We start from the raw sequence: 22,813 nt of genomic DNA, 5'->3' as shown, positions 1-22,813 counted from the left end.
TTCGTTTTAGGCAAAAGGAAGTCCGTGCAGCCTCATAGAGGTTGCCTGTGTTGTAAGTATGGGAAATTAGTTTCCGGGATTATTGTACTATGTAGATAACATCATCTTTCTGATTAATAGTAAGATTATTTAACGTACCAATAGTTGTCAGGAATTCTTTTAGTGTTTCTTTGCTACTGTCGAATGTTCCGGTGAAATTCATGCCTGTAAGGCTGCTGGCTGTATATTGGATGCTGACGTGGTATTTTTCAGACATCTGCCTGAAAACGCCGGTCAGCGGTTCATTGCTGAAAGTAATAATTTCGTTTATGCGTGAAGGTATTTTATCTTTTTTGATAACGTCATTCACCGTTACCAGCATTTTCTGGCGGTCGTAGCGCAGTGCCTGACCGGGACGAAGGTAAACGCCTGCTGCATGATCCGGTTTCACTACTACCTTGCCGCTGATCAGTTGTACCTGTGTGATCGCTTTCCGGTCCCACGCTGTTATTTTGAATACCGTACCCAATGCGGTGGTGCCAAGCTGGCCTGCATATACGGTGAATGGCTGCTCTTTGTTACCGGTTACACGGAACAGGGCCTGTCCTTTTAAATAAACATCCCTGCGGTTGCCGGTGAACGGCTCCTGGTATTTCACCTCGCTTTCAGGGGCCAGTTCTACCATACTGCCGTCGCTTAGTTGCAGCGGCATTGTTTTACGGGTGTTGTTCATTACGGTACGTAATGTTGCTGCAGGGGCGGTATTTGTTTGCACGGGTTTTACCGCCATTGTTTTATTGATGGGCAACGGGCGTAATATCGTCCATAACAGTCCGCCGGAAATAATCAGCACAACGGCTGCTGCCGCTGCATACCAGCGCCTGTTTACCTGCTTCTTCTGAAAAGTATGCCCTTCGATCACTGTCATCATTTTACCGGAAACCGCCTCCGGCAATAGCTCGCCTGGCTGGAAGGAATGCCAGCTTTCTTCCGTTAAGTAAGGTTGTAAAGCCTCCGGATGCTGTGCAATGTATTCTTTTACCCATTGCTTCTCGGCTTCATTGCATTCATCCCGGAGAAACTTTTCAATAAGTGTTACTGAATGCTTCATAGTATGTATTCGTTTGAAAACGGTAAATCCCTCACTGCGTCACATTTAGTTAACAGATCAGCAATAGAAGCAGTAGCAGCAGGGAATTCTTTAACTGGCGGATAGCCCGTACAATGTGGTTTTCAACTGTTTTAGGGGAGATGGATAACTGCCTGGCAATTTCTTTATGCGGGAGACCTTCAAAGCGGCTGAGTTTAAAAACATTTTTCCGGATGGGGGATAGCTGTTCTATACTGTTATACACGCGCTTCAGTTCTTCTTTTACGGAGATATCTGTTTCCACATGCCAGTTGGTGTTATCCCTTACCAGTGTTTGCGTATGACGGTCACGCACCTGTTGTTTGCGCAGGAGGTCGGTCATTACGCTTTTGCCTATACGAAAAATCTGTGTGGAGATATTGAAGCTGGTAGACAATCGCTCCCGCTTTTCCCAGAGGAGTATGAAAGTAAGTTGCACAGTTTCTTCCGCTATGTAAACGGAGTGTGTACATTTCAGAACGTAGAAGTAAAGTTTTGTGTGGTACTGTTGGTATACCATCTTAAAACTTCCGATATTCCCATTGATAATATCCTGTACAATACTTTCCATAATTGCCAGCAAATATCTGATCAGTCTAAACAAGATACAAGGAATTACCGATTATATTATTGTTATTTTCAACAATAGCATGCGATATCTCCGCGGTTCGTTTATTTCTTCAATTTTAGTATTAAGGGGATAGTCGCCACACCGGGGATCGTTACCGTGAGGGAAAGATCCAGGTTGGTACTGCTGATATTTTCAATCCAGTGCGGATCGTTTTCTCCTTTGGCAGAAATGAGTTTTAACACCGAATCGTGTACGTCCAGGTCCCAGGTGCCGCTGTTGCCGGCAACGGGCAGGATCAGCGTGGTACAGCCATCAATGGCAAAGGAGCCGTCGCCGTTAAACTGGTAGGTGTTATTCACGGTGCAGGTGAACAGGGCGCCGCCGGGTCCGAGCAGGGGCGCCAATGCAATGATGCTGGTGCCAGCGGGAATGTTCTGTTTATTCAATTTAACGGCTACTGCCAGCACGATGTCCTGTTGTTTCCAGGTACCCGTCACCAGTTCATACTTAGGCGATTTTTGGGGTGTTGCAGGCTTATCTTTTTTACATGCGCCTGTAAACAGGCAGTATACAGGCAGTACAAGAAACAGATAACGGGGGATAAAAAAGCGCATGAGTGTTTGGTATTAAATGATGGAAGGAGTTTCGTTCCTTCTATATATTCGTTTTGAAACGCCATATCCCTCACTGCTTCTTACTGCTTAACAATTGGTTAATATCATTCAGCCCTTATCCCTGAATTTTTTGGGCGATACCCCCATGATCAGTTTAAACGACCTGGAAAACGTGTATTGATCCGGGTAGCCCATTTCCTGTGCAATTTCTTTTACGGTCAAACGGGTATCTTTCAGCAGCTGGCTGGCCTTCTGCATCCGCAGGGAGGTAAACAGCTGGATGGGAGAGTAGCGTGTTTTTTCTTTGAAGAGGGCCGACAGGTATGAAGCGGAAATACAGGTTTCCCTGGAGAGGTCGGCCAGGGTGAGGTGCTGGTCCAGCTTTTGTTTCATGAGCTGGATACATTGTTCAATAATATTATCTGCGCCCTTCTTCATATAGTTGAAAACCGTGAGCCGGAAGGTGCCAAGGAAACTATAGAACCGGAAATTGGCGTACAGCAGGTTCTCTATATTATTCATGAGGTCGAGATGATGGAGGATATCATCGAACTGTGCATTGCGTCCTACGAGGGGCGGTATGGTATGCGGTTTCAGGCCGGTGCCCAGGTAGCTGTATATGTCGTCTGCCAGCTTGCCGGAAAATTGCACGGCATAGATCCGCCACGGCTCCCCTTCAGCAGGGCCGGAGCGGAATGCGGCGCCTTTCGGGAACAGCAGGTATTGATTAGGTTTGATAGTCACTTTCTTTTTCCCGGTTTCCAGCCATCCTTTTCCATGTGTTACATATAATAAGGTATACACCGGTGCGCCCTTTGGTTCACTGATTTCCAGGGCAGCATTTTCAGGATAGAGGCCAATAGTGGTAATAAAAAGGTTTCTGCCAAGCGGATGCTTTTCCAGCTTGCGTTTCAGGTGGTCCGGTAAGTTCCAGGTGGTCGGTGTGTTGGCGGCCAGGTTGTTCATCTCAATAGTAATTTAAGCTATTCTTTTCATAACATTCAACATTGTTTGATCCATAAAAATTAGTAATCTTCGTGTAACGACTGTAATTTTTTTTATCCACGTATTGAACTGGTTTTATCGACCAATCGGAGATTCATTATGCACCAACTGCCAATAATTGATCTGGCTGTAATCGCCATTTACCTGCTATGTATGATTGGAGTGGGGGTATGGTTTTCACGGAAAAACGGGAATGCGGCACAATTTACCACGGCGTCCGGAACTATACCGGGCTGGGCTTTGGGGCTTTCTTTGTATGCCACGTTTTTAAGCAGTAATACTTTTCTCGGCGTGCCGGGAAAATCATTTGGCAGTAACTGGAATGCTTTTGTGTTCAGTTTATCTATGCCGCTGGCTGCTTTTATTGCGGCAAAATATTTTGTGCCATTTTACCGCCGCAGCGGGGAAGTGAGCGCATACACACACCTGGAACACCGGTTTGGCCCATGGGCAAGAACCTATGCGATGGTTTGTTTTATCCTGATGCAGCTGGCGCGGATGGGCTCCATCTTTTTTGGTGTGGCGCTGGCACTGCAGGCACTTACGGGGTTGGAAATGCGTACTATCATGACCGTTACGGGAGTATGCATCATTATATATACGGTGTTGGGTGGTATGGAAGCGGTGATATGGACAGAAGTGCTGCAGGGTATTGTGAAAACTGCCGGCGCTATAGTGATCCTCTGGCTGGTGATTACAGGTATGAACGATGGGGTGAAGGATATCTGGAAGATAGGAATGGCAGATGGAAAATTTTCACTGGGTAGTTTTTCCCTGCGGGATTTCAGTACTTCTACTTTCTGGGTGGTGTTCCTGTATGGATTTTTTATTAACCTGAATAACTTTGGTATGGACCAGAACTATGTGCAGCGCTACCATACTGCCCGTTCAGAAAAAGAAGCGTCGCGCAGTATATGGCTTTGTGTGTATTGGTACGTGCCGGTGAGCATGGTGTTCTTTTTTATTGGCACTGCTTTGTATGCGTATGCGCAACAGCACCCGGAACTGCTGCTGGCGCTGAAACAGCAGGTAGCGGCGGAAAGGCAGGTGCCGGTTGCATCGTTACAGCCAGCCGATTACGGCGATAAGGTATTGCCCTGGTTTATGGTTACCAAAGTGCCGAAAGGGCTCATGGGATTGATCGTAGCAGCCATCCTTTCTGCGGCGATGAGTACCGTCAGCAGTGGTATGAACAGCACGGCTACTGTTTTTCTGAAAGATATTTATCAGCGGTATGTTGATCCGGAAATCACGCCTGCAAAGGAGATGCGGGTGTTGTATATCGCCACTACCTTGTCGGGTTTGCTGGCTATCGGTTTTGGTATTTCGATGATTGGAGTGAAGAGTATCCTGGACATGTGGTGGGAGTTGTCCGGCATATTTGCGGGAGGCATGCTGGGATTGTTTTTGCTGGGCATTATCTCCAAAACAAAAAATGCCACGGCCGTTACCGCTACCATCATTGGTATTGTAGTCATCCTGTGGATGTCGTTATCAAAGTATCTCCCCGCCGGGTTAGTCAGCCTGCGCAGCCCGTTGCATGCGCATATGATCATCGTGGTGGGAACGTTATCAATATTCCTGGCGGGTATGCTGCTATCGCGGCTGCAACGCCTTAAAACTTCCTGATTATTTAAACCCGTTTGTTATGCAAAAGAAATTTGTACCGGTGATGATCACCCCTTTTAATCTGAAAGCACAGATTGACCATGACATGGTGGAGCACCTGGTAGATTTTTATCTGGATGCCGGCGTAAAAGGTTTTTTCGCCAATTGCCTGTCGTCCGAAATGTACAGCATCAGCGAGGATGAGCGACTGGAGCTCACCCGCCACGTAGTGCAGTATGTAAATGGCCGCGTGCCGGTAGTGGCTACCGGGTCCTTTGGTCTTACGATCAAAGACAAGGCCCTGTTTACACAAAAGATCTATGACACCGGCGTGGATTCCGTGATTATGATCACCGGGCACTTTGCCAATGTAGACGAACCGGATTCCGTACTGCTGCAAAGATTCGAAGAATTGTTTTCTCTTACCGGCAATATACCCTTAGGATTATACGAATGCCCGGCGCCTTATAAACGGGTGATTACGCCGGAGATCCTGCAAACCTTACTGGCTACCAACCGCCTCATTTATCACAAGGATACTTCCTGCAAGGTGGAAAACGTGCGCGCCAAACTGGCCGTGACAGCGGGAAGCCGGCTGGAGTTCTACGACGCCCATACGCCTAATGCGGTAGCCTCTATGCAAATGGGCGCAGCTGGCATGTCGTCTATCTCCGGAAATTTTTATCCTGAAATACTGGTATGGCTCTGTAATCATGTAAATGATGAAAGCCGGCAGGAAGATGTGCATTGGATACAATCGGAGTTACAAAGAGTAGACCCGCTGATCCACATAGCTTACCCGCTGAGCGCAAAATATTTTCTGCAGTTAAGGGGCATTCCGGTGCGCACCATCAGCCGCGCGCATGCGCTGGAGCTGACGCCGGAACAGAAGGAAACCTTGCAACAGATTTACCGTGATTTTAAAGGCTGGTGCGAGCGTTTACAGATCCGGGAAGTGGTGTCGGCGCCTTTGCCCTCACATTAAATCGATGTTATTTCTGACAGGAAGTTATGACGGCAACCGGCCAATGTGTAGTTTAGAGAAAGATCCTTATGCTAATTCACACAATAGATGTCAAGCAGCCCATACAATCCTCAGCAAAATGAACAGCTCCTGTGGGTCCGGCTCTGTAGCGGAGACCGGGACGCCTTCGGAGAAATATACCGGCGCTACTTCCCGTTGCTGTTCCGGTACTGTATCCGGTTTACAACAGACCGGGCGCTGGTAAAGGACATGTTGCAGGACTTCTTCTCGCAGTTATTTGCGCAAAGGGCCGGCCTTTCGCTTCCTGTCAGCCTGAAAAGCTACCTGATGGTATCCGCCAGGAGAAAGCTGTTCAGGTACCTCGACAAGTCGGCCCACGGCCCCGCAAGTCTCGACGAAGGCGCCGCCTCCACCTTCGCCCTGGAGCTTTCCCCGGAAAGTATCCTCATCAACCGGCAGCACAGTGAAAACACCACCCGGCTACTGCAACAAAAACTAAACGCCCTTACCCTCCGCCAAAAGGAAGCCGTATACCTGCGCTTCTACGAGGGCCTTTCCTACGAGGAAATCGCCGACATTATGGTATTGAAAGAAGTAAAGTATGCCCGCACCCTCATCTACCGGGCCATCGCTGAATTAAAAGAGCTGCTCGCACAGGATGAAGCCGCGCTGCGAATGTTGTCTTTCTCAGGATTACACTGATTTTACGGATTAATTTGATTTTACTTTTTGGATTTTTTGATTTTGTAAAGGAGAAAGGGAGATATAAGCGTATATAGCCGCTTATATCTCCCTTTGCTATTAAATCAAAAAATCCAAAAAAAATCCAAAAAGTAAAATCAAATTAATCCGTAAAATCAGTGTAATCCTGAGAAAGACAACATTCGCGAAAAAAGATCCATTTCCGTGAGGGTATTTTCCGCATCCGCGTCTCTTGTTATTGTACAAGGTGTTTTTTTATGAATTATAGTGAATTTGAGGCAGCAGATTTTGCTGCGGATGACTTATTCCGTGCCTGGGTGCTGGAGGATACTGCTGCGGCCTTCTGGGAAAGCTGGATAGCGGTACACCCGGAGAAGGAGGCGGTATTGCAGGATGCCCGCGCATTGGTGCTGGCACTACGGTTCCGTACCAACGAAGTAAGCATGGAAGAAATGGAGGCTGTGAAAGCGCAGATAGACCTGTTGCTGGACGAACCCGTTATTAAAAAAAATAACGTAGTTGTCCGCAGGCCGTGGTACTACGCACTGGCTACCGCTGCTGCTGTGCTGCTGTTTGCCGGCATATGGTATGCACAGGGAAGTGAGCCATCCGTTGAAAACATTTTTGTCCAGACTGGCTTTGGTGAAACCAAAACCCTGCAACTGCCCGATGGCTCTATTGTACAGCTGAATGCCAATTCATCTGTTTCTTATCCCCGTAAATGGACAAAGGAAAACGTAAGGTCAGTTACGCTCAATGGCGAGGCCTATTTTAATGTATCCAAATCTCCCGCCGGGCTGCATCCTAAATTCCGGGTATTGATGCCACAGGTAACTATTGAAGTAAAAGGAACTGCCTTTAATGTATATCACCGTCATGATCAGGTGAAGGTATTGCTGGAAGAAGGGAAGATTGTGGTGAACGACAGCCTGGATATGAAACCCGGCGATATGATGTCTTTTTCGCCGGGAGAACATCACCGGCTGCAGGCAGATCCTGTGCAACTCACCGCCTGGAAGCAACGCCGGCTCCTGTTCAGGGATACGCCGCTGATAAGCGTTGCGCAGCAACTGGAAGACATATATGGTTATAAGATCCAGTTCAGGAATAAGAAAATGGAAAGCCTGTTATTCACCGGCTCTGTGCCTGCTGATGATCCCCCGATGTTGTTGAAAGCGATAGCCACCGTGCATCAGCTGAAAATCAAACAAGATAATTCAGTCATCATTTTTGAATAAGGTTTTTAAAATTTACAGTTATGCAAAAGAGCTTTACGAAGCTTTATGCTCCCTGGAGAGCGATGCTGTTGTTGTTGCTGCTGCTGAACACCGAAACCAGCGCACAGCAATTAATGGTAAGAAGCGGAGATACTCCGGGGGAAGCAGGAACCATCCCACTCCGGCAAATGCTGACCAACCTCGAAACAAGGTTTAACATCAGCTTTAATTATTCGCCCACACAAGTGGCGGATAAATTTGTAGCGGGGAAACAACTCCGTGTTACCGGCAGCAACCTGGAAGCACAGTTAACGAAAGTGCTTACACCACTGGGTTTGCAGGCGGTAAAATTAAGCGATCATGATTATGCAATCCGCCCTGCCGGCGGAGAAGCAGGCGCCACAAAAATGCAGGAAGTAACCGTAAAAGGCATAGTAACCGATGAAAGCGGTGTAGCCCTTCCCGGTGTAAGCGTGCATGAAAAAGGCACCTCTAATGGTACGGCCACTAACGTAGACGGACAGTTTACCATCAAAGTAGCCGGCAGCAATGCCGTTCTGGTATTCCGTTCTGTAGGCTACCAGTCAAAAGAAACGGTGGCTGGCAACGGAATGCTGCAGGTACAGCTGGTGGCTACCATACGCAGTTTGGATGATGTGGTAGTTACCGCGCTTGGTATTAAACGCCAGGAGAAAGCACTCGGTTACTCCATCGCCACGCTGAAAGGCGACCAGGTGAGCACCGTAAAAGAAGTAAACATTGCCAACGCTTTAGCCGGTAAAGTAACCGGTGTAAACGTAAGAAGCACCAGCTCCGACCCGGGCGGCACCTCGCTGGTTACCATCCGCGGCCAGAGCAGCCTGGAAGGCTATAATCAGCCGTTGTATGTAGTAGATGGTATTCCCATTGCACCGGCGGTGCGTAATCCGAAACAGCCCGTAGGACAGGTAGTAGTGGATTATGGCAGCACCATCTCGGATATCAATCCCGACGATATCGCCAGCATCTCGGTGCTGAAAGGCGCCAGCGCTTCCGCTTTATACGGCTCCCGCGCTATCAACGGTGTGATTCTCATCACTACCAAATCCGGCTCAGGTACTACAAAAGGTTTAGGCGTTTCCGTTAACTCCAGCGCGATGTTTGATCAACCCTGGCTGTTCCCGAAATTCCAGAATGAATTTGGTTCCGGCGACCGTGAAGGTTCTGATGAAACTATTTCTGACGCTTCCTGGGGACCACGACTGGATGTAGGCACCAAACACGTACAGTGGAATAGTCCTTTGGATGCGAACGGACAGCCGATTCCTACCGACTGGGTATCTTATCCCGACCGGCATAAGGATTTCTTCCGCACCGGATCTACCTTCACCAACAACATTGCCATCACCGGTAATAACAAGGATGGTAACTTCCGGTTGTCGTTTACCAACCTGAAAAATGAAGGTATCATACCCAATACTGATCTGAAAAGAAATACGCTCAACCTTGCGGCAGGATATAATCTGAATCCCAACATCAAGGTGAGTACCAATATCGGCTATACGAAAAACAGCAGCGGCAACCGGCCTACTTTTAACCGGGGAAGCGTGAGCAACATTGTATATACCACCACACCCAACGTGGACATCAGGCAGCTGCGCAACTACTGGCTGCCCGGAAAGGAAGGATTGCAGCAGTTTTCACATGTGCCGGGATCTACGGATAACCCTTACCTGGTGGCATATGAATTTATCAACGGGTTTGACCGTGACCGTATGACCGGTAACGTGGAATTGAATATCCAGATCACGAAAGACCTGTCGCTCATGGGCCGCACGGGTATGGATCTTTACTCTGAAACCCGCGAAAGTAAACGGCCTTTCAGTGCGGTGAAAAATCCAACCGGCGCCTATGCTTTTGAAACAGAATTTTTCAGGGAACAGAATACCGACTTCCTGTTAAGCTATAAGAAGAATATCAACTCAGATTTCTTTGTATCTGTTTCCGCAGGCGCCAACCGTATGAATCAAATCACTAAAGGCTCCAGTCAGAAATCGGAAGCATTGGTGATACCTGGCCTGTACAATATTGCCAACGCCAAAGCCGGTTCGGTAGTAAATACTTCCGGCAGGTATACCAAACGTATCAACAGCGTGTATGGCATGGGGCAGGTGAGCTTCCGCAATTATGCATTCCTGGATCTGACGGCGCGTAACGACTGGTCAAGCACCCTGCCCGCCGGCAACAATTCCTATTTCTACCCCTCAGCTTCACTGAGTTTGATTGTATCCGATATGCTGGGTATAAAATCGGACGTGTTGTCTTTTGCTAAGATCCGTGCTAACTGGGCACAGGTGGGTGGCGATACAGATCCCTATAATTTGTATAACACCTTTAGCTTTGGCCAGGACTGGGACAAAACAAAACTGGCGAATATCAGCAACGTGTTGAAAAATAACCGGCTGAAGCCACTGATTGCTACCTCGCATGAATTCGGTGCAGACGTTCGTTTCCTGAAAGGAAGAATCGGCATCGACTTTACTTATTATAATACCGTAAACCGTAATCAGATCATCAAAATACCGGTAACAATGGCCACCGGGTATTCCAACATGGTGACCAACGCCGGTAGGATCAGGAACAAAGGTATTGAGATCGGGTTGAATGCAACGCCGGTAGCAGGACCGTTCCGCTGGGACCTGCAATTAAACTATACCCGTAACCGCAATAAAGTGCTGAAGCTGATAGATGGCTTGAACAGCTACCAGTTAGGCAGTGCAGAAGGTATCCGGTTCCTGGTAGAAGAAGGTGCTGAAATGGGAGACATGTATGCACAAACCTGGGCCACTGTACCAGATGGTGAATTTAAGGGACAGCCTTTATTGAGTAGTGAAGGTGGTTACCAGCAGTTAAATGAGTATGTGAAGATAGGGAACTATAATCCTGACTTTATGCTGGGTATTAATAACACATTTACCTACAAAGGTTTTACCCTGAATGTATTGATTGACTGGCGCCAGGGCGGTAACTTCTTCTCTTATGTGGCAAAGAACCTGTTGAGCGATGGCCGCACACAAACCACTATCCCCGGCCGCGATCCGAAAACCGGTGGTCTGGCCTGGAAAGATGCGGATGGCAACAACCGTACAGATGGCATGATCCTTTTCGGTTATATAGATGACGGGAATGGCAAGTACAAGCTCAATGATAATGTTACAGATCCCGAGAACTATTATGGTGAATATTACTGGGACTATGCCGGCCGGTCTACTTTCGACGCCAGCTATGTAAAGCTCAGGGAAGCATCACTTACCTATACCTTTTCAAAGAAAACACTCGGCAAGCTACCACTGGGTAACCTGAGCGTATCACTGATTGCACGCAACCTGTTTACCTGGACTGCTGCGGAACAGGGGTACGATCCGGAAACGGCGATGACGATTTCCAACGGTAGTTTCTCCCCGGGAGTAGCCAGCTGGGGATTGCCTTACACCCGTTCTTATGGCGCTAAGGTAGGTTTCAATTTCTAAACCAATAATTATATGGTTATGCAACGCATGCCTTTTAAATACCTGATACTAATCTTCGGCGTCCTCTTTGTTTCCTGCGAAAAAGGACTGGAAGATATCAATGTGAATCCGAATGAATCGGAAGTGATCAATCCTGAATTCCTGTTATCCTCCGTGTTGATTAACACCGCCTATGATTACCAGAAGGAGGCTTACTTCGATAAACCTGCTTCTGCCGGCCGTTATATCACCATGGTGCGTAATGAGGGCAATGATAAGTTCGACTGGGGTCCTCAAAGTTGGGATAGCTACTATTCAAAGCTGTCGGCCAACCGGGAGATGATGGACCTGGCGAAGAAACTGAATGTACCGCAGTATGTATCTGTAGGCAAGGTGCTGGAAGCTTTTAATTTTGCGTATGTCACGGATCTGTTTGGCGATGTCCCTTACAGTGAAGCGTTGTTGCTGAAGACTCAAACGCTGGCCCATCCGAAGTATGATCCGCAGCAAACGGTATACCCTGCCTTATTGCAAACGTTGAAAGAAGCAAATGATGAGCTGTCTTCCGTTACCAACAAGATAGATACATTAGCAGATGTGATGTACAAGGGAGAACCGTTGAACTGGCGCAAGTTTGCCAATTCGCTCCGTTTGCGGATGCTGTTACGCATTTCCAAAAAATATCCCACTGCCTTTACAGAAATGCAGGAGATCCTGAACGATAAGAGTAAGTACCCCATTTTTGAAAGCAACGCAGATAACGCGGAAATTATATACCAGGGTACTGTGAGCGCCAATAGCTGGCCGGGTAGCCCGCTGGGAAGTTCCTTTGATGAATTTGATAAGCGCAAACCCAGCAAAGAAATTGTAGATGCTTTAGTACAGCGCAATGATCCCCGCCTGAAAGTTTGGATCGCGCGGGTGGATTCGCTGACAGGAGGGACAACCAACCCGAATCCTTATGTAGGCGTACCTAATGCGATTCCTGCACCTTACGACTACAATGGTGGTAAGTATCATATTTCCCGCCTTTCTTCTTTGTTCAGCAGCCCTAGTGGTGCTATGCTGAGGGGCAGCATGCTTACCTATGCAGAAGTTTGCTTTATCCTCGCAGAATGTGTGCAGGCAGGCAAAGTAACGGTGCCGGGCAAAACAGCGGAAAGCCTGTATTATGATGGCATCCATGCCAATATGAAATTTTATGGAGTTGACCAGGCGGCTATTGATGCCGGCTACTTTAACCAGGCCTCTGTAAAATACAATGGTACGCTGGAACAGCTCATTGGCCAGAAGTGGATCGCCGGTTTCCTGAAAGGCGCGGAAGCATGGTTTGATAACCGCCGCACGGGCCTGCCTAAGTTTGTACTCGGCCCAATGGCATCCACTACGGTGCTGCCTAAACGGTATATTTATCCCACCGGCGAAAGAGATACCAATGAAGAACAGTACCAGAAAGCACTCACCGTATTTGGAGCAGATAAACAAACCACGCTGATGTGGTACCTGAAGTAAAAGCTATGAAGAAAATATTGATAAGCGGGTGGCTGCTGGCCACCTGCTTTTTACAACAAGTATATGCCCAGCGTTTGCGGCCCGACAGGATTGTATTAAATGTAACAGCCGACCCTTCCCGCTCAGCGGCTGTTACCTGGAGAACGGGTGAGGCGGCAGCGGTTAGCTATGCAGAACTAGCGCCGGCAACTGCCGATCCACGTTTCACGGCAACGGCTACACGGTATACTGCTGTTACTACGCCGCCTTTCGCAGATTCCTTACCGGTGCGGTATCATCACTTTACTTTCGATCACCTCCAACCCAATACCAATTACGTGTACCGCGTAGGGCAGGAGAACGACTGGAGCGAATGGTTTTCTTTCCGTACGGCAGGATTGCCCGGTGAACCCTTTTCGTTTATTTACCTGGGAGATGCCCAGGCAAATATTCTTTCCATGTGGTCAAGGACCATCCGGAAAGCCTGGTCCGTGGCGCCGGATGCGCGCCTCATCATTCATGCGGGCGACCTGGTGAACAGGGGCAATAACAACAATGAATGGCAGCAATGGTTTGAAGCAGGGGGTTTTATTCACAGCACAGTTCCGGGTATGATGACGACCGGTAACCACGAATACTATGAAAACGCCGCAGGCCAGGATGTGCCTTCTGCTTTCTGGCGGCCGCAGTTTACCTTACCGGAAAACGGCCCGGCCGGTTTGGAGGAAACCTGCTACTATACCGATGTGCAGGGCATGCGTTTTATTTCGCTGAATTCACAGGAAGTGGAAATATCCGATACGTTGCTGGTCCGTCAAAAGGTATGGCTGGAACAGCTGCTGAAAAATAATCCCAACCGGTGGACGGCCATCACGTTCCATCACCCGGTACTGTCGACCAAGAAAAGCCGCAACAACGAGCGGCTGCGTGAAAACTTTAAGCCGTTGTTCGACCGGTATAAAGTAGACCTGGTACTCCAGGGACATGATCATACCTATGCCCGTGGACGCGACGGCAACAAGGGACCGGTATACGTAGTGTCTGTAAGCGGACCCAAAATGTCGGAGATAGATCCGCAGCCGTGGATGACCCGCACCGGCTCTTATACGCAGCTGTTCCAGGTGGTGGATGTTAAGCCCGCGGTGGTTTCTTTCCGCGCCTATACGGCTACCGGCGAATTGTATGATGCTTTTGACCTGGAAAAACAAGCCAACGGAGAAAATCTCCTGAAGAATACAATGAAATAACCGTCCTGCTATTCCTTTTTTTACAATCATCAGTTTATGAAATAATGAGAGGATTCCTGATCATATTATTTTTCATTCCGCAACTTTGTGCCGGGTCTGTATTGCCACCCGTAACCATTGTGTCAAAAGATAAACAGGTTGCCACGCAGGTATTACAGGAAGAAGTGAAACGCCGTACCGGCCTTGTATGGCCCATCACAGCGCAGGCGCCGGATAATGGCGTGGTAATCATCTTTCAGACAAAGCCATGTGCACCGGAATCGTATCATATCCATAGAACAGGCCGCATTATTCTCGTAGAGGGAGATGGCTCCCGCGGATTGTTATATGGGGCGGGCTATTTGCTGCGTATTATGCAGTACCGCCAGAAGGCGGCGATGTTGCCGGAGGAGATACATGCAGACGCCACACCAGAGAAAGGAATCCGCGGTCACCAGATCGGATACCGCAACCTGGCCAACTCCTACGACGGATGGACGCCGGAGCAATATGAACAGTATATCCGTGACCTCGCCATCTTCGGGGCCAACAGTATAGAAGCGATTCCGTTTATGCCGGCGTCGCCGCATTTCACCGTTTCTTCCAACGAGATGACCCACCGGATCAGCGGGTACTGTAAAAAATACGACCTGGATTTTTCGGTGTGGACACCCGCAACGTTTGACCTGAAGGATACTATCAAGAAGCATCAATTCCTGATGCAGTTTGATACGCTGTTCCGCGAGACAGTGCGGCTGAATGCCGTATTTTTTCCTGGCGGGGATCCCGGCAACAACGCACCGCAGCTGGTGCTGCCGCTGCTGGAGGAGTTGGCGGTTCCGTTAAAGCAGTATCATCCGGAAGCCTCCATCTGGTTATCGCTGCAAGGCTACGATTCCACGGAGTGCGCTTTCGTTTATTCGTATATCCATCAACGTAAACCATTGTGGCTGGGAGGCATTGTAGTAGGGCCGTCCAGTCCTTCGCTGGAAAATACCAGGGCAGCTTTGCCGCCACAGTACAAGATCCGTCATTACCCGGATATTACGCATACTGTTCGCTGCGACTATCCCGTAGTATGGTGGGACCCCGCATTTGCGTTTACCCTTGGCCGTGAGCCGGTGAACCCGCAGCCGGTATATTATGCAAACATTTACCGTTTTATTGCGCCTGATATGGATGGCTTTATCAGCTACTCCGACGGCGCGCATGACGATATTAATAAGATGCTCTGGAGCATGCTTGGGTGGAATAGCAAGGCCGATGTGCGGGAGATGATGATCCAGTATGCCAATTACTTTTTCCCTTCTGCCTCACCGGAATTAATAGCAGACGGGATCCTGGCGCTGGAAAAGAACTGGGAAGGACCGGTAACGGATAACGGCGGTATAACAGCCACGCTTACACTGTGGCAACAACAGGAACGGCTACACGCAGAGTTGGCTGGCAACTGGCGCTGGCAAATGTGTTTGCTGAGGGCGTATTACGATGCGTATACCCGTGAACGTGCCATCCGGGAGGCCACGCTGGAAGCGGAGGTCAACCGCACCTTGCTGGAACATAAGGGCAATGAGATCGCCAACGCCGAAAGGATATTACAACAGGCAGATCAAAAAGTGAAGCCGCAATGGCGGAATCGTATTATAGCATTGTGCGACGACCTGTATAAATCGGTATCCCTGCAAACCAGTGTGGCAAAGTATAAAGCCGCCGGGCCGGAACGCGGGGCAATACTGGATTTCCTGGACCGGCCGTTGAATAACCGCTGGTGGCTGGAAGATAAGTTCCGTTATATTAAAACGCTTCCTTTAGCTGAGCAGCGTAAGGCGCTGGACACTTTGGGGAGATGGGAAAACCCGGGGCGGCCAGGCAGTTTCTATGATGATATTGGCAATGTATCGAAATCGCCGCATGTAGTCCGGAAGGAAGACCTGCACACGGATCCGCTGATGCGCCGCAGCGATACGCCGGGTTTCGACTGGTGGGAAAGTGGTTACAGCCGTAAGCGGTTGTCGTGGATGGTGAGCCTGCGCTGGCCTGCTGCCATGCGTTATGATCACCTGGATACTACTGCGCATTACGTAGTAAGAATAACAGGTTATGGCGAAAGCCTGCTGCGGGCGAATGGCGTATTGCTGAAACCATCTCTTTATAACAAAGGAACAGGAGAGATAAAAGAATTTCCCGTACCTGCTGATATCAGCAAAAGCGGCACACTGCTGCTAACATGGGATGATATCAACGAAGAACATTTAAACTGGCGACAACATTCAAGGGTTGCAGAAGTGTGGCTCATTAAATTATAAAATTATTATTGGGATGAAGAAAATAGCTTTCCTTGCAGCAGCTGTGCTACTGTCGTGCTCCGCCCGTGCCGCGTCTGACCAGCCTTTTATACAGGCGGTTTCCGTTAAGTACAGCATTCCGCAGGGACTGGAGCTGATTAAAGTAATCACCGACTATAACGATAACGTGCAGGTGCTTACGAAGCAAGGCTTTTATCGCCTCAGCGGAAACGACCTGGTGCGCGATCTGCGCTTCCGCCCACTGGCACAGAAGATCCCCGTGGATGTTACCACGCAGGAGGGAAGCGGCCATTTGTATTATCTCTACGCAGATAAATGCCTGACCAACGGATATGCAGGTATCCCGTATATTAATCTCCCGCAGGGGAAATTTAACCGGGTGGCGGTAGATGCTGCCGGTCGTATGCTGTTGTCCGGCAAGGATGCATTAGCCATTGGCAACAATGGAAGGCTGCAGGAGCTGCCGCTGATCCCGGAGGGGGTGCAACGGATGGAAGCCAACGGAGGTACTTTCTTTATCTTAACCAATAAAGCGGTGTATGCGCTGAAAGATCAGCGTTTTGTGGTGGTGCATACGGTGAAAGATGCTACTGCCATGGCTTTCAAAGGAAATGATATCCTGCTTGGTACGGCGAATGGCTACTACAGTATTAACCGCAATACAGGTGATACGAGTATGCCGTTGCAAACACGTGTGCCCGTTCCCGTTATTAATGAACTGCTGGTGTCGAATGGACATATCTGGGCTGGTACCGGCGCCGGCGCTTTTATGCGCACTGATTCCGGCACTTATCGCTACTTCGCCTCCAAACGCTGGCTGGATCAGGATATGGTAAAAAGTATGGCTGCCGACAGCCATGGGGATGTGTATGTACTCACCGGTACCGGTCTTAATAAAATTGCTTTTATACAACAAACACTGGCGCAGAAAGCGGCCTACTTTGAGCGTAAGATACGCGAGCGGCACATCCGCTATGGCTTCATTGCCAACCTTCACCTGAACCCGCCGGGAGATGTAGGATCAGCTGAAATGGCGGATACGGATAATGATGGTTTGTGGAGCAGCTTTTATCTCGGCAGCCAGGCTTTCCGGTATGCGGTTACCCATGATCCAATGGCTAAAAGATATGCCTGGGAAGCTTTTGAAGCCTTTGAAAGAATTTTATCGATCAACCAGTTAACAGGTTTTCCTTCCCGGACATTTGAAAGAAAAGGATATAAAAATTCTGATCCTGAAAGATGGCGCGACTCACCCGATCCCGAATGGGAGTGGAAAGGCCATACCAGCAGCGATGAATATGTAGCCTATATCTGGATCACGGCGATATTACATGAAATGGTGGCGGAAACGCCGGACGAAAAAAAGCGGGTCGCTGCTTTTATTGATAAGATCATGACACACATTGTGGATCATAAGTATACGATGGTGGACATCGACAACAAGCCCACACTGTGGGCGCGCTGGAACCCGGAATACATCAACTGGTACCCGACTACTATTGGCGACCGGCGACTGGGCAGCACCACTATCATTGCGGGTTTGCAGCTGGCGTATCAGTTGACCGGCAAAGAAAAATATAAAACAGAAGCCTATAAGCTGCTTAACAGGCACGGCTATCTGAAAAATATACAGATCGACTACCGCACTATCAAACCAACACCGGGATACCTGCACCAGGGAATTGATATGGGCATGGGCGACTGGAATCATTCTGATGATGAGATGGCCTTTCTTACTTATTGGGTGCTGTATAAATACGCCTTCACGGATGAGCTGAGGGCACAGTATAAAGGCGCTATCCGCAATCACTGGGAAGTGGAGCAACCGGAAAAGAATGCCGTATGGAATCTGGTTGCGCTGGCTACCTCGGGCGATTACGACGCCCCGGCTACTACCTGGTGGCTGCAAACTTTCCCGATGGATTTGATCACCTGGAAGGTTACCAATTCAAACCGTAAAGACATTACACTGCTTCCGCCTAATTTCCGGCATCAGTACACGGAAGTACTGCTGCCACTGGATGAACAGCCGGTGCATCGTCATAATGCCAATGCCTTTACCCTGGATGGTGGCGGCAATGGTGAATCCGAGCTGGCGGGAGATGAATATTTGCTGCCTTATTGGATGGCGCGTTACCTGAAAATACTGGACTGATTTAAAATATGAAACAGATACAACAACTTTATGCAGCGGGCATCCTGGTGTTGCTGGCGGTTACCGCAGCAGCGCAGGCGCCCGCATCCAAACCAAGGATTGTAGTGGGCATGATGGTAGACCAGATGCGTTGGGACTACCTGTACCGGTATGCCGCAAGGTATGGGAATGGTGGCTTTAAGCGCCTGTTGCGCGAGGGTTTTAAATGTGAGCAAACGTATATCAATTACGCGCCCACGGTAACGGCCTGCGGGCACACGTCGGTGTATACCGGCAGCAGCCCGGCGGTGCATGGCATCGTGGACAACGACTGGTGCAGCCGCGCGTTGCAGCGATCCGTGTATTGCACGGAAGATAGCACCGAAACCACGGTAGGAGCAGAAGGGAAAGCAGGGAATATGTCGCCCCGCAATCTGCTGGTGTCTACTGTTACAGATGAGCTGCGGCTGGCGACCAATTTCAAAAGTAAGGTGGTAGGCGTTGCATTGAAAGACAGGGCCTCTATTCTTCCTGCGGGTCATACGGCCAATGCGGCTTTCTGGTATGATGGCAGGTCGGGTAACTTTATTTCCAGCAGTTATTATATGAAAGCATTGCCGGAATGGGCGCAACGTTTCAATGAACAACAGTTGCCCGTGAAATACCTGGCAAAAGGCTGGGAAACACTATATCCCATTACCACCTATACACAAAGTGATGCGGACAATAAAGACTATGAAAAATCATTTGGTCATGAAACGGCGCCGGTGTTTCCACATACTTTCACCGGCAGGGAAAAGAATTCCATACGCACCACCCCTTATGGCAACACGCTTACTTTTGCGTTTGCCAAAGCAGCCATAGAAGGCTATGGCCTTGGCGCCGGTACGGAAACAGATTTTCTTGCCGTAAGCTTTTCTTCTCCCGATGCCGTAGGGCATCAGTTTGGACCTAATTCCATCGAGGAAGAAGATCTATACCTGCGTCTTGATAAAGACCTCGAAGCATTCTTCACCTATCTTGATAAAAGATTCGGTAAAGGCAACTACCTCTATTTTATCACCGCAGATCACGGCGTGTCACAGTCGCCTGGCTTCCTCGAAGAGCACCGGCTGCCCACCGGCCTGCTGGATGCAGACATTGTATTGAAGGATATTAATACCGCTATCGCTGAGCAATTTGGCGTAGCAAAAGGCGTCGTAGCTTTATCGGCCTACCAGTTATACCTCGACCGGTCCGCCTTTGCGGCGCGGAACATTCCGTTGCAACAGGTTATCGCATTAGTCATAGAAAAACTAAAGGCAACTCCCGGTATAGCCGATGCCGTTAGTTTGCATGATCTTGGTACGGCTGCATTGCATGAGCCTTTACGCACCATGCTGATAAATGGTTACAATAAGCAGCGCGGCGGTGATGTGATCCTGCTGATGCAGGCCGGCTGGAAAGATGGCGGCCGGAGCGGCGCCACACACGGCTTATGGTATCCTTATGATGCGCATATCCCGCTTGTATGGATGGGCTGGGGGATAAAGCCGGGTAGCACCTACCGTACCACCGGTATGACAGATATAGCGCCTACCGTGGCGGCATTGCTGAATATCCAGGTGCCCAGTGGGAATATCGGGGAGGTGATTTGGGAGATGTTTAGGTAGGTTTGGTGTTGATTGGCGATATAACGGACAGGAGTAACAGCTACCTCAAGGTTACTTCTCCCATGCCTCAGCCTTGCGTATACCCTGGAGTATCCATGCGCTATCAATACTGTTAGCATGCACTCCCCATGCACTCCCCATGCACTTCTGATGCACTCCCCATGCACTATGAATGCACTATCTCCCCTTAAAGCCGCTCCGTAAGCTTCACCGTTACGGTATCCCCGGCTTCTTTTCCCAATAGCTTTCTCAGTTCCACTTTTACCGGCAGCTTATGTGTGCCGTCGCCCAAAGCCATAAACGAGCTTTGAAAAGGGTGGTTGTCGATGGTGCCTTTTACCTTTACCAGGCCACGGGTGCCGAAAAATGCCACCGAATCCGGCCATATTACGTAAGTCCAGCCACCGGCATTGGGGCTTTTCAGTAGTGTTGCGCTAAACTGCTTGTTCAGCTTGCCTTTTGCGGGTTTTTCTTTTACAGTTGCCATGTGAATATGATTTTGTAAGATAAAGGTAGCGCTGTTACCGTGATGCGAGGGTGGGTTAAAACGACATTCTTGAGGGCGATATGCGACAATTGTGAAAATAGGAAATCAAATGTTTAATTTGTGGCAGTTAAATATACAATTCTACATGTCTTACCTGAAGGTTTGTTGCCTCTTACTTGTTTTTTATCAGTCCGGGACTGACACCCGGCACATCATGGAGCGTTACCGGGAAATCAATGCCGGTATCAGAACGTATCGCCAGGTAGTGATAGATACAGAGGAACGAAGTACAGAGGGCGGAGCGGTGACGGGCTATTTTTCCGGAGATAGCATTGTGCTCATTGTAGAGGATGTGTATGGGGAGATGGGAAAAAAGCGGACCGAAATCTACTACGATCAAGGGACGCCGGTATTTATTTATACACGGGACTACCATTATAACATTCCGATGTACGACAGCTCTTTTAGCAGTAAAAATATCAGGATAGAAGAAGACCGGGCTTATTTTCAAAAAGGCAACATGATCAAATGGATCAATAAGAAAAAAGTCCCGCTCACTAAGCGGGACCAGCTCTTTACCAACCATGAGCAACAGTTACTAAAATATGCAACGCGTTTGCATACCCGGCTTAACCCTTCATCACTCCACTCAACGGTTTCCGGCTATCGGCCTTTCCGGCAGACATGGCGGTTAAGCTATCCAGGAATGTAACGGTCAGTTTATCTCCTTCAAAAACACATTGAATCCTGTCGCCGTGCAGTGTTTCCACAAAGCGCAGGTTCAGTTGCAACGTATTATCATTGATCCAGGTGGCGGTGCCGGCTACTTTGGTGGGCTGATGATTTAATCCCACTTCCGGAAATTTATAGTGCTGCCGTTCTTTGCTCAGTACCCATTTTTCCCAACCTAAACGGATACTGGCTACGCCTTCGGTTGTTTGGGTAGTCCAGGTGCAACCGGCTGGTGAGAAATCGAACTGCATGGTGGTGGCGTTAAAATCGTTTTTATCCAGTGTCCAGGTTTTGCGCTGGTACCGGGAAGCAGTGTCTTTAGCCATGTTGCCGGTTACCACGGGCAAGGCTAAACGACCCAGCGCTGTTTTGAGTGCCGCCTGCTCTGATGGATTGTCCGGCAGCACGGTGTCGTGCAGTGCGGGGAGCAGGTGTTCCCAGATGATGTTGAGGGATTGCTGCATATCGGCGGTTTGACTGGTCACAGCCAGCACCGCATCTTTATCAGGCATTACGATGCAATACTGTCCGAAGGCGCCGTCGCCGCGGTAGGCGCCGTGCCTGCATTGCCAGAACTGGTAGCCATAGCCCTGCGCCCAGTCGCCATTACCTTCCTGGGAGGAGGTTTGGTAGCCGGTGGCATCTTTTACCCAGCTTTCAGAGAGAAGTATTTTGCCATTCCATTTTCCTTTCTGCAGATATAGCTGTCCCAGTTTGGCGATATCTGTTGTTTTAACGCGGAGGCCATACCCTGCGGTATTCAGTCCTTGTGGCGAGGTTTCCCAATCGTACCCGGTAATATCCAGCGGCTCAAACAGGCGGGGTGCCAGGTACTGTTCCAGGGTTTGCCCGGTGATGGCGTGGAGGATTGCACCCAGCATATAGGTAGCGCCGGTGTTATACAGGAAATGAGTACCGGGTTCAAATTCCACTGGTTGTTCCAGGAAAGTTTGCACCCAGGTTTTAGTTGATTTAAGCATGGGTGGCAGGGTGTCTGCGCCGTTGCCGGTGTTCATGGTGAGCAGGTGTTTGACCGTCATTTTCTGCAGGTTAGGCGACGGGTTAGCCGGTATGTCTTTTGGAAAAAACGACACCACAGTGCTTTGGATATCCAGTTTGCCTTCTTTTACCAGCATGCCGATTGCGGTGCTGGTAAAGCTTTTCGACAAGGAGTACAACGAGTGTGTAAATTCGGCTGAGTAAGGATTCCACCAGCCCTCGGCCACAATATGCCCATGCCTTAATAATACGAAGCTATGCCAGCTGATGCCGGAAGCATTGGCGGCTTCGATAAAAGAAAGGATGCCGCGGGAAGATACTCCCTGCGATTCGGGAAGGGCGTGCGGTAGCAATACGGAGGGGCGCCATAGCTGACCAACAGGACCCAGCACAGGAAGAAACCCGATCCCTGCAAGACCAAGGCCCGCGTTTTTAATAAAATGTCTTCTGGATTGCATCGTGTTCATGGAAATTAGCGTGAAACGTGG

17 protein-coding genes are annotated in these 22,813 nt (G+C 49.1%); 11 read left to right on the top strand and 6 right to left on the bottom strand.

Annotated features, from left to right (window positions below; genetic code table 11):
* Positions 1 to 79 precede the first annotated feature (79 nt).
* From ACLHR0_RS11995 to ACLHR0_RS11980, 4 genes are all read right to left on the bottom strand, one after another.
* On the bottom strand, positions 80 to 1,090 hold the full coding sequence (locus tag ACLHR0_RS11995) for a FecR family protein (protein WP_436486811.1): 1,011 nt from the start codon (positions 1,088 to 1,090) through the stop codon (positions 80 to 82).
* Positions 1,091 to 1,139: 49 nt separating this feature from the next.
* Entirely contained in the window at positions 1,140 to 1,679 is a 540-nt protein-coding gene (locus tag ACLHR0_RS11990; RefSeq protein ID WP_429048701.1) for a sigma-70 family RNA polymerase sigma factor, read from the bottom strand.
* Between the two features lie 101 nt (positions 1,680 to 1,780).
* Positions 1,781 to 2,293 (bottom strand): hypothetical protein, encoded by a 513-nt coding sequence (locus ACLHR0_RS11985; RefSeq protein WP_370910503.1) that lies wholly within the window; start codon positions 2,291 to 2,293, stop codon positions 1,781 to 1,783.
* A 108-nt stretch (positions 2,294 to 2,401) separates the two neighbouring features.
* The gene (locus tag ACLHR0_RS11980; RefSeq protein WP_370910504.1) at positions 2,402 to 3,259 is read right to left on the bottom strand and encodes an AraC family transcriptional regulator; all 858 of its coding nucleotides are present in this window, start codon (positions 3,257 to 3,259) and stop codon (positions 2,402 to 2,404) included.
* 138 nt (positions 3,260 to 3,397) lie between these two features.
* On the opposite strand from ACLHR0_RS11980, the gene ACLHR0_RS11975 reads away from it, so the two are divergent.
* From ACLHR0_RS11975 to pafA, 10 genes are all read left to right on the top strand, one after another.
* Positions 3,398 to 4,927, top strand: coding sequence for a sodium:solute symporter (locus ACLHR0_RS11975; protein WP_436486809.1), 1,530 nt, complete (start codon positions 3,398 to 3,400; stop codon positions 4,925 to 4,927).
* 19 nt (positions 4,928 to 4,946) lie between these two features.
* On the top strand, positions 4,947 to 5,891 hold the full coding sequence (locus ACLHR0_RS11970) for a dihydrodipicolinate synthase family protein (RefSeq protein WP_429048695.1): 945 nt from the start codon (positions 4,947 to 4,949) through the stop codon (positions 5,889 to 5,891).
* 87 nt (positions 5,892 to 5,978) lie between these two features.
* Positions 5,979 to 6,593, top strand: a complete 615-nt coding sequence (locus ACLHR0_RS11965) for an RNA polymerase sigma factor (protein ID WP_436486806.1) — start codon at positions 5,979 to 5,981, stop codon at positions 6,591 to 6,593.
* A 257-nt stretch (positions 6,594 to 6,850) separates the two neighbouring features.
* On the top strand, positions 6,851 to 7,831 hold the full coding sequence (locus tag ACLHR0_RS11960) for a FecR family protein (RefSeq protein ID WP_436486804.1): 981 nt from the start codon (positions 6,851 to 6,853) through the stop codon (positions 7,829 to 7,831).
* A 20-nt stretch (positions 7,832 to 7,851) separates the two neighbouring features.
* The gene (locus ACLHR0_RS11955) at positions 7,852 to 11,319 is read left to right on the top strand and encodes a SusC/RagA family TonB-linked outer membrane protein (RefSeq protein ID WP_436486802.1); all 3,468 of its coding nucleotides are present in this window, start codon (positions 7,852 to 7,854) and stop codon (positions 11,317 to 11,319) included.
* Between the two features lie 12 nt (positions 11,320 to 11,331).
* A complete protein-coding gene (locus ACLHR0_RS11950; RefSeq protein WP_436486800.1) occupies positions 11,332 to 12,810 on the top strand; it encodes a SusD/RagB family nutrient-binding outer membrane lipoprotein in 1,479 nt (492 codons plus the stop codon).
* Between the two features lie 5 nt (positions 12,811 to 12,815).
* Positions 12,816 to 14,036, top strand: coding sequence for a fibronectin type III domain-containing protein (locus ACLHR0_RS11945; protein WP_429048686.1), 1,221 nt, complete (start codon positions 12,816 to 12,818; stop codon positions 14,034 to 14,036).
* Positions 14,037 to 14,080: 44 nt separating this feature from the next.
* Positions 14,081 to 16,321 (top strand): hypothetical protein, encoded by a 2,241-nt coding sequence (locus ACLHR0_RS11940; protein WP_436486799.1) that lies wholly within the window; start codon positions 14,081 to 14,083, stop codon positions 16,319 to 16,321.
* A 13-nt stretch (positions 16,322 to 16,334) separates the two neighbouring features.
* On the top strand, positions 16,335 to 18,476 hold the full coding sequence (locus ACLHR0_RS11935) for a hypothetical protein (RefSeq protein ID WP_436486798.1): 2,142 nt from the start codon (positions 16,335 to 16,337) through the stop codon (positions 18,474 to 18,476).
* 8 nt (positions 18,477 to 18,484) lie between these two features.
* Positions 18,485 to 20,107 carry an alkaline phosphatase PafA gene (pafA, locus tag ACLHR0_RS11930; protein WP_436486796.1) on the top strand — a complete coding sequence of 541 codons (1,623 nt, stop codon included), beginning with the start codon at positions 18,485 to 18,487 and terminating at the stop codon, positions 20,105 to 20,107.
* A gap of 187 nt (positions 20,108 to 20,294) precedes the next feature.
* Here the strand turns inward: pafA and ACLHR0_RS11925 are convergent, their stop codons facing one another.
* Positions 20,295 to 20,594, bottom strand: coding sequence for a DUF1905 domain-containing protein (locus tag ACLHR0_RS11925; RefSeq protein ID WP_429048680.1), 300 nt, complete (start codon positions 20,592 to 20,594; stop codon positions 20,295 to 20,297).
* A gap of 145 nt (positions 20,595 to 20,739) precedes the next feature.
* Between ACLHR0_RS11925 and ACLHR0_RS11920 the strand changes: the two genes are divergently transcribed.
* On the top strand, positions 20,740 to 21,306 hold the full coding sequence (locus ACLHR0_RS11920) for a hypothetical protein (RefSeq protein WP_436486794.1): 567 nt from the start codon (positions 20,740 to 20,742) through the stop codon (positions 21,304 to 21,306).
* Here the strand turns inward: ACLHR0_RS11920 and ACLHR0_RS11915 are convergent.
* Positions 21,224 to 22,783 (bottom strand): serine hydrolase domain-containing protein, encoded by a 1,560-nt coding sequence (locus ACLHR0_RS11915; protein ID WP_436486792.1) that lies wholly within the window; start codon positions 22,781 to 22,783, stop codon positions 21,224 to 21,226. The genes ACLHR0_RS11920 and ACLHR0_RS11915 overlap by 83 nt on opposite strands.
* Between the last annotated feature and the right edge of the window lie 30 nt (positions 22,784 to 22,813).

It is taken from the genome of Chitinophaga sp. ARDCPP14, from assembly GCF_051362515.1.
GTDB lineage: Bacteria > Bacteroidota > Bacteroidia > Chitinophagales > Chitinophagaceae > Chitinophaga.
Note: the sequence above shows the minus strand (reverse complement) of the source record. Positions and strands in the feature narration are given on the sequence as shown.